The 8,306-nt window shown below is 69.2% G+C and carries 8 protein-coding genes and 1 pseudogene; all 9 read left to right on the forward strand.

The window, feature by feature from the left end:
• Window positions 1-44: 44 nt before the first annotated feature.
• The 9 genes and pseudogenes from ilvN (at window position 45) to serA (ending at window position 8,212) form a co-directional block, all read left to right on the forward strand.
• Entirely contained in the window at window positions 45-554 is a 510-nt protein-coding gene (gene ilvN / locus NQ160_RS14110) for an acetolactate synthase small subunit (RefSeq protein ID WP_257493238.1), read from the forward strand.
• Between the two features lie 36 nt (window positions 555-590).
• Entirely contained in the window at window positions 591-1,616 is a 1,026-nt protein-coding gene (ilvC, locus tag NQ160_RS14115; protein WP_257515845.1) for a ketol-acid reductoisomerase, read from the forward strand.
• Window positions 1,617-1,767: 151 nt separating this feature from the next.
• Window positions 1,768-4,497 carry a bifunctional acetaldehyde-CoA/alcohol dehydrogenase gene (gene adhE / locus NQ160_RS14120; RefSeq protein WP_257515846.1) on the forward strand — a complete coding sequence of 910 codons (2,730 nt, stop codon included), beginning with the start codon at window positions 1,768-1,770 and terminating at the stop codon, window positions 4,495-4,497.
• A gap of 115 nt (window positions 4,498-4,612) precedes the next feature.
• The gene (locus NQ160_RS14125) at window positions 4,613-4,744 is read left to right on the forward strand and encodes a hypothetical protein (RefSeq protein WP_257515847.1); all 132 of its coding nucleotides are present in this window, start codon (window positions 4,613-4,615) and stop codon (window positions 4,742-4,744) included.
• Window positions 4,741-5,481, forward strand: a complete 741-nt coding sequence (locus NQ160_RS14130; protein ID WP_257515848.1) for a copper homeostasis protein CutC — start codon at window positions 4,741-4,743, stop codon at window positions 5,479-5,481. The genes NQ160_RS14125 and NQ160_RS14130 overlap by 4 nt, the downstream gene beginning before the upstream one ends.
• Window positions 5,469-5,570: pseudogene (locus NQ160_RS14135) on the forward strand (GntR family transcriptional regulator); the annotation flags it as partial. The gene NQ160_RS14130 and the pseudogene NQ160_RS14135, both read left to right, overlap by 13 nt.
• A gap of 59 nt (window positions 5,571-5,629) precedes the next feature.
• Complete coding sequence (locus NQ160_RS14140; protein WP_257515849.1) at window positions 5,630-6,118, forward strand: DNA polymerase III subunit gamma/tau; 489 nt, start codon at window positions 5,630-5,632, stop codon at window positions 6,116-6,118.
• Complete coding sequence (locus NQ160_RS14145) at window positions 6,115-6,471, forward strand: bacitracin resistance protein (RefSeq protein ID WP_257515850.1); 357 nt, start codon at window positions 6,115-6,117, stop codon at window positions 6,469-6,471. The genes NQ160_RS14140 and NQ160_RS14145 overlap by 4 nt, the downstream gene beginning before the upstream one ends.
• A gap of 136 nt (window positions 6,472-6,607) precedes the next feature.
• Window positions 6,608-8,212, forward strand: coding sequence for a phosphoglycerate dehydrogenase (gene serA / locus NQ160_RS14150; RefSeq protein ID WP_257515851.1), 1,605 nt, complete (start codon window positions 6,608-6,610; stop codon window positions 8,210-8,212).
• The last annotated feature ends 94 nt before the right edge of the window (window positions 8,213-8,306 follow it).

An 8,306-nucleotide genomic window follows, 5' to 3' on the forward strand; every position in this document is an offset into this window, starting at 1 on the left:
GTACGCCCGCGAGCACGCGCCGACCTTCGACCAGGAGGCTTGAGATGAGCAAGCACGTCCTCAGCCTCCTCGTGGAGGACAAACCCGGTCTGCTCACCCGCGTGGCGGGCCTGTTCGCCCGGCGCGGGTTCAACATCGACTCCCTCGCCGTCGGCGTCACCGAGGTGCCGGGCCTGTCGCGCATCACGGTCGTGGTCGACGTCGACGAGCTGCCGCTGGAGCAGGTGACCAAGCAGCTGAACAAGCTCATCAACGTCATCAAGATCGTCGAACTCGACCCCGCGGCATCGGTGCAGCGCGAGCACATGCTCGTCAAGGTGCGCGCCGACAACCAGACGCGCTCGAACGTCATCGAGGTCGTCAACCTCTTCCGCGCCTCGGTGGTGGACTACGCCACCGACGCCGTCGTGGTCGAGGTGACCGGCGACCGCGGCAAGGTCGACGCGTTCCTGCGCGCCGTCGAGCCGTTCGGCATCAAGGAACTCGCCCAGTCGGGCATGGTCGCGATGGGTCGCGGCGGCAAGAGCATCACCGAGCGCGTCCTGCGCGGCTGACCCCACAGAACACCCACCCAAGGAGAAACACACAACATGGCCGAGATCTTCTACGACTCCGACGCCGACCTGTCGCTCATCCAGGGCAAGAAGGTCGCGATCGTCGGCTACGGCTCGCAGGGCCACGCCCACGCCCAGAACCTGCGCGACTCCGGTGTCGACGTCGTCATCGCCCTCAAGGAGGGCAGCAAGTCCATCGCGAAGGCGCAGGAGGACGGCTTCGAGGTGAAGTCGGTGTCCGACGCAGCCGAGTGGGCCGACGTCATCATGATCCTCGCGCCCGACCAGCACCAGCGCTCGATCTACAACGACGAGATCAAGCCGCGCCTCACGGCGGGCAAGACCCTCGCCTTCGCGCACGGGTTCAACATCCGCTTCGGCTACATCCAGGCGCCCGAGGATGTCGACGTGATCCTCGTCGCCCCGAAGGCCCCCGGACACACCGTGCGGCGTGAGTTCGTCGCCGGCCGGGGCATCCCCGACATCATCGCCGTCGAGAACGACGCGTCGGGCCAGGCCTGGGACCTCGCGCTGTCGTACGCCAAGGCCATCGGCGGCACCCGCGCGGGCGTCATCAAGACGACGTTCACCGAAGAGACCGAGACCGACCTGTTCGGCGAGCAGGCCGTGCTCTGCGGCGGCGTCTCGCAGCTCGTGCAGTACGGATTCGAGACCCTGACCGAGGCGGGCTACCAGCCGCAGATCGCCTACTTCGAGGTGCTGCACGAGCTGAAGCTCATCGTCGACCTCATGTGGGAGGGCGGCATCGCCAAGCAGCGCTGGTCCGTGTCGGACACCGCCGAGTACGGCGACTACGTCTCGGGCCCCCGCGTGATCGACCCGCGCGTCAAGGAGAACATGCAGGCCGTTCTCGCCGACATCCGCTCGGGCGCGTTCGCCGAGCGCTTCATCAACGACCAGGATGCCGGTGCCGTGGAGTTCGGCGAGCTGCGCGAGAAGGCCGCCGCACATGCCATCGAGGCGGTGGGCAAGGACCTGCGCGCCCTGTTCTCGTGGAAGCAGACCGACAGCGACTACGTCGAGGGCAGCGCCGCGCGCTGAGGCCAGCCGACCCTGACCCGGTCGCCGCACCCCTGAACGGGGGAGCGGCGACCGGGTTTCTCTTTGCCTCATTGCTGTGGTCTGACCACAGCGCTATGCTGAGGTCAAGAGCAAGGGCGCGGGTACAGTGCCCGTGCCGGGTTGGAGAGAAATGTCCCCCGAAATCGACGCACTGGTCGCCCGCGCACAGGCTGCGCTGACCGCCTACGCGCCCTATACCCAAGAGCAGATCGACCACATCGTGCGCAAGGCATCGGTCGCAGCGCTGAGCCGCCACGCCGACCTCGCGGTGATGGCGGTCGAAGAGACCGGCCGAGGCCTCTTCGAGGACAAAGCGGTGAAGAACATGTTCGCGTGCGAGCACGTCACCCACTCGATCATCAAGCAGCGCACCGTCGGGGTCATCTCGGTCGACGACATCACCGGGATCACCGAGATCGCCGAACCCGTGGGCGTCGTGTGCGGCATCACGCCGGTGACGAACCCGACCTCCACGACCATCTTCAAGTCGCTCATCGCCCTCAAGACCCGCAACCCCATCGTCTTCGCCTTCCACCCATCGGCGCAGCGCTGCTCGGTTGCCGCCGCCACGGTCGTGCGCGACGCGGCGATCGCCGCCGGCGCGCCGGCCGACTGCATCCAGTGGATCGAGGCACCCTCGCTGGCGGCATCCGGTGAGCTGATGAACCACCCTGGGGTCGCCCTCATCCTCGCCACCGGCGGCAACGGCATGGTCCGCGCCGCCTACTCCTGCGGCAAGCCTGCGCTGGGCGTCGGTGCCGGCAACGTGCCCGCGTTCATCGAACGCAGCGCCAAGGTCGGCCGGGCCGTCAACGACGTCGTGCTGTCGAAGTCCTTCGACAACGGCATGGTGTGCGCCAGCGAGCAGGCTGTCATCCTCGACGAGCCCATCGCCGAAGAGGCGCTGGCCGAGTTCGCACGCCTGCATGCCCACGTCGTGAACGCCGACGAGAAGCGGATGCTGGAGGAGCTGATCTTCGGCGTGAGCGCGCAGGATGCCTCGTGCGCCGAAGCAAAGCTCAACGCCGCCGTCGTGGGGCAGCCCGCGGCGAAGATCGCGCAGATGGCCGGGTTCACCGTTCCCGAGGACACCTCGATCCTGCTCGCCGAGGTGAGCGGCGTCGGACCCCACGAGCCGCTGACCCGCGAGAAGCTCGCGCCCGTGCTCGCCGTGCTCCGCGCCGCCGACGCCGAGGAGGGCATCGACCTGGCCGAGCAGATGGTCGCCTTCGACGGGCTCGGGCACTCCGGCGCCGTGCACTCCAGCGACCCCGCCGTCATCGCTGCCTTCGCCGACCGGGTGAAGGCGGTGCGCATCATCGAGAACGCGCCGGCGGCCCTCGGCGGCATCGGAGACATCTACAACGCCTTCATGCCCTCGCTGACGCTCGGGTGCGGCTCGTACGGGCGCAACTCGGTCGCGGACAACGTCTCGGCGGTGCACCTGCTCAACATCAAGAGGGTGGGGCGTCGCAACAACAACCTGCAGTGGTTCAAGGTGCCGGCCAAGACGTACTTCGAGCCGAACGCGCTGCGGTACCTCATCGACATGAAGGGCGTCGAACGGGTGACGATCGTCACCGACGCGACGATGACCAAGCTGGGCTTCGTGGACCGGGTGCTCGACGTGCTCGGCCGCCGTCCGCGCCGCGTCCACCTGCAGATCATCGACGACGTCCTCCCGGAGCCGACGGTCGCGAGCGTGCAGCGCGGAGCGGCGAAGATGCGGGAGTTCCAGCCAGACACGATCATCGCCCTCGGCGGCGGTTCGCCGATGGATGCCGCGAAGGTCATGTGGCTGCTCTACGAGAACCCCGATGTGCACTTCTCCGACATGCGGGAGAAGTTCTTCGATGTGCGCAAGCGCGCGTTCCGCTTCCCCGAGCTCGGAGCGAAGGCGAAGCTCGTGTGCGTGCCGACGACCTCGGGGACGGGGTCTGAGATGACGCCCTTCGCGGTGATCACCGACGATGAGACCGGCATGAAGTACCCCTTGGCCGATTACGCGCTGACCCCTTCGGTCGCGATCGTCGATCCGGTGCTGACTGCAGCTCTGCCCGCGTTCCTCGTCGCAGATGCCGGCTTCGACGCGCTGACCCACGCAACCGAGGCCTATGTGTCGGTGTACGCGAACGACTTCACGGACGGGCTGGCGTTGCACGCGATCAAGCTCATCTTCGAGAACATCGTGCGCAGCTCGCAGGCAGAACCGGGAAGCAAGAATGCGGCGGACGCGGAGGCGCGCGAGAAGATGCACAACGCCGCGTCGATCGCGGGCATGGCGTTCGGCAACGCGTTCCTCGGGATCGTGCACGCGATGGCCCACGTCACGGGGTCGAAGTTCCACCTGGTGCATGGGCGCACGAACGCGATCTACCTGCCCCACGTGATCCGCTACAACGGTCAGGTGCCGGCGAAGGTCACCGGGTGGCCGAAGTACGAGCGCTACGTCGCCCCCGAGCGGTACCAGCAGATCGCCGCCCACCTGGGACTGCCGGCATCCACCCCGGACGAGGGCGTCGAGTCCTACGCCCGCGCCGTCGAGCAGCTGCGCGCAGCGGTGGGCATCGAGGACTCGTTCCAGGCGCAGGGAGTGCCGGAGGAATCCTTCATCGGCCGCCTCGAGGAGCTCGCGATGGCCGCCTACGGCGACCAGTGCGCACCGGCCAACCCGCGCATGCCGCTGCTGGCGGACATGCGCACGCTCATGGAGGCGGCCTACTACGGCACGTCCTACGCGGAGGTCCGGGCGCAGCGCGCGCAGACGGCCGACGCTGCGGCGGCCGTTGATCTGCCTGCGACGTCCGATGAGACGGTCGTCGATGGCCCGAGTGCCGGACACAAGAAGGCCGCCCGCTGACCTGGAACCGCTCAGACGCAGCCCCGTCTCTCTTCGGAGAGGCGGGGCTCGTTGTTTCCCAGAATGAGACATCGGATGGACGTGTCAGGATGGAGGGCACCGACGAAGGGTGATCATGAGGCAGCAGTGGCTGGGCCGACAGCACCGAGGTGGTCGTGGACCAGCGTGCGCGGACGGGCGGGCGGATGCCATCGTTCCCGGCGCCCTGCGCGGCGAAGCCGCCGTCGCCCTCACGGTGACCTCGTGACCGCCGCTTTCGGGACCGCTGCGGTCGAGATCGCCGTGCAGAGCGCTGCCGGCGCCCGCAGCGCGATCGCCGCCGGCGCGGATCGGCTGGAGCTCTGCCAGGCCCTCGAGGTCGGCGGGCTCACGCCGTCGCTCGCCCTGGTGGAGGCGGTGTGCGACGCGGTCGGCGGTGAGCGGGTGAACGTCCTGGTACGGCCCCGCGGCGGAGGGTTCGTGTACGACGCCGACGAGATCGCCGTGGTGGCTGCCGATGTGCGCGCGATCGTCGCCTGCGGTGCGGGCGGCGTCGTGGTGGGGGCCCTGGACGAGGCGGGACTCGTCGACCGCGCGGCGCTGCAGCGTTGGCGTGCGGCGGCGGGCGACGCGACGGTGACGTTTCACCGCGCGATCGATGCCAGTGCGCACCCGGACGAGGTGCTCGATGCGCTGTTGGCCGAAGGGGTCGACCGGGTGCTCACCTCGGGTGGCGCTTTGCGCAGCATCGACGGCGTCGAGCGGCTCGCGGCCTACGTGACTCGCGTCGGCGGCGCGTTGGAGGTCATGGCGGGCGGGGGAGTGAGCCCTGCCGACATCCCCGCGATCCTGGCATCCGGAGTCGACGCCGTGCATCTGTCGGCGCGCGCTCGCGCCGGAATGGACGCATCGGCGGGGCCCGGAGGCGGCACGGCCGGTCACGACGTCACCGATGCGACGGTCGTTGCCGCCGCCGTCGCTGCGGCACGCCCGCCGCGGGGCTGATCCGCGTGCTCGACGTGCGCCGCGGTGACGGCACGTATGTCACGAGCCTGGATCCGAGCCTGCTGCTGGAGGCGACGTCCTTCGTCATGCATCGGACGTGAAGGTGCGGCATCCTTCGGCGGGCGCGGTCACGGGCTACCCTGGGGGCATGGCCCGACCCGACGACGACGCGCTCGCGTGGGAGGGGGACGACGATCCCACCCTCGCCGTGAATCCGGCCGCAGCGGCCCCCCTGCCCGAGGGCTACCGCGCGGTCGGTCGCGGAAGCGAGAAGCTCGAAGGGTCTGACGGTGCAGATGCCGCGAGCGACGAGTCCCTCGTCGACGGAGCTGCTCCGGCACCCGGTATGAGCAACGCCACCCTCGTGGGCGTCGGGGTCTTCGCGGGCGTGTACCTGCTGCTGTCGCTCGGATGGCTGCTGGGCGCGGGGCGACTGCAGCTGATCGCCCAGCTGTTCCTCGACCCCGTCGCCTTCCAGGTGACGATGTGGATGGCGGTGCTGGCTCCGCCGATCTGGTTCGCCACGGTGTTCCTGCTCACTCGGTCCTCCCGCACCTGGGTGCGTCTGTCCCTGCTCGCCGCGGGAGCGGTGCTGCTGGTGCCGTGGCCCTTCGTCCTCGCGGGAGTGACGCTGTGACCGCCGCCGCCGCCGCGGCCGCCGGCCCCCGGCGCACGGCGCTGCCGACATGGCTGATCGCGGTGGTCGCCGGTGCCTTCCTGCTGCTCTACGCCTTCGTGTTCTGGACGGCCCTGGGGTTCCTCCTCCAGCAGGCCGGGGGAGTGGAGGGGCTCACCGGCTACGGCTGGTTCGTGCTGCTCCTGCCGGTGCTCTTCCCGCCTGCCGTCTTCGCGATCGCCTTCGCGATCGGCTGGCGCCGCCGCGCGCTGCCGTTCGTGGCCGTCATGCTGACCGGGCTGGCGTTCGTGGCGGCGTTCTGGCTCGACGTGCTCGCATACGCCGCGGCAGCGCCCTCGCTCTACGGCGCCTGAGTCCTGCCGCGTCACACTGTCAGGACCGCCGATGCGCTCGCGATAGGCTGAACGCGCCCCGTCCACGTGCTGTGGCGGGCTTCCCCTCAGTCGCGGTGCACGCGATCGCGTGCGCTGCCGCCCCGAAGGATCCAGCGTGCCTCAGCCCGTCGTGCTCATCGCCGAAGAACTCTCTCCCGCCACGATCGACGCCCTCGGGCCAGATTTCGATGTGCGATACGTCGACGGCGCCGACCGCGCAGCCCTGCTCCCCGCCCTCGCCGACGCGCACGCCGTGCTCATCCGCTCGGCCACCAAGATGGATGCCGAGGCCATCGCCGCCGCCCCGTCGCTGCAGGTGATCGCCCGCGCGGGAGTAGGTCTCGACAACGTCGACATCAAGGCGGCGACAACCGCCGGGGTGATGGTCGTCAACGCCCCGACGTCCAACATCATCTCCGCAGCCGAGCTCACCATCGGCCACATCCTGAGCCTGGCGCGCCGCATCCCCGCCGCACACGCCTCGCTCGCGGCGGGCCAATGGAAGCGCAGCGCGTACACCGGTGTCGAGCTGTTCGAGAAGACCGTGGGCATCATCGGGCTCGGCCGCATCGGCGCGCTCATCGCGGCGCGGCTGCAGGCGTTCGGCATGAACGTCGTCGCCTACGACCCGTACGTCACGAGCGCCCGTGCACAGCACCTCGGGGTGCAGCTGCTGTCGCTGGACGAGCTGCTGCAGCAGTCCGATTTCATCAGCATCCACATGCCGAAGACCGCCGAGACGAGCGGCATGATCTCCACCGAGCAGTTCCGCCTCATGAAGCCCACCGCCTACATCGTGAACGTGGCACGCGGCGGCCTCATCGACGAAGCGGCCCTGTACACAGCCCTGACGACCGGCGAGATCGCCGGCGCGGGGCTCGACGTCTTCACCTCGGAGCCGCCCGCAGAGGGAGGGACCGCGCGCGCTCTGCTGGACCTGCCCAACGTGGTCGTCACGCCGCACCTGGGCGCATCGACCGACGAGGCACAGGAGAAGGCCGGTGTCTCGGTCGCGAAGTCCGTGCGCCTCGCCCTCGGCGGCGAGCTGGTGCCCGACGCGGTCAACGTCGCCGGCGGCGTCATCGATCCGTACGTCCGCCCCGGCATCCCGCTGGTCGAGAAGCTGGGTCAGATCTTCAGCGCCCTGGCGCACTCTCCGTTGACGAGCCTCGACGTCGAGGTGCACGGCGAACTCAGCCAGTACGACGTCAGCGTGCTGAAGCTCGCGGCGCTCAAGGGAGTGTTCACCAACATCGTGAGCGAGAGCGTGTCGTACGTGAACGCGCCGCTGCTGGCTGAGCAGCGTGGCGTCGAGGCCCGTCTGATCGTCGATGACCAGTCCGACGAGTACCGCAACGTCATCACGCTGCGTGGCGCACTTTCGGACGGCTCGCAGCTGTCGGTCTCGGGCACTCTCACCGGCACGAAGCAGATCGAGAAGCTGGTCGGCATCAACGACTACGCAGTGGAGCTGCCCATCGAGCGACACCACGTCGTCATGCTCTACACCGACCGTCCCGGCATCGTCGCGGTGTACGGCCAGAAGTTCGGCGAGGCCGGCATCAACATCGCCGGCATGCAGATCGCCCGGCGTGCGGCCGGCGGCCAGGCGCTGTCGGTGCTGACGGTCGATTCGCCGGTCGCCGACGAGGTGCTCGACGCCGTCGGCTCGGCGATCCACGCCGACCTGTTCCGTCAGATCGAGATCACCGAGTCCTGAGCGTCGCCTCTTCGACCAGCGCGATGAGCGCGTCCATCGCGGCGCCGCGGGGCAACGGACCCGGCACGGAGCCGCCGGCGAGGGCGTTGTTGAA

It is taken from the genome of Microbacterium sp. zg.Y909 (assembly GCF_024626565.1).

Excerpts from the sequence above, each read along its gene's own strand:
- ilvN (WP_257493238.1), top strand. The coding sequence starts at position 45 with ATGAGCAAGCACGTCCTCAGCCTCCTCGTGGAGGACAAACCCGGTCTG.
- ilvC (WP_257515845.1), top strand. The coding sequence starts at position 591 with ATGGCCGAGATCTTCTACGACTCCGACGCCGACCTGTCGCTCATCCAG.
- adhE (WP_257515846.1), top strand. The coding sequence starts at position 1,768 with ATGTCCCCCGAAATCGACGCACTGGTCGCCCGCGCACAGGCTGCGCTG.
- NQ160_RS14125 (WP_257515847.1), top strand. The coding sequence starts at position 4,613 with ATGAGGCAGCAGTGGCTGGGCCGACAGCACCGAGGTGGTCGTGGACCA.
- NQ160_RS14140 (WP_257515849.1), top strand. The coding sequence starts at position 5,630 with ATGGCCCGACCCGACGACGACGCGCTCGCGTGGGAGGGGGACGACGAT.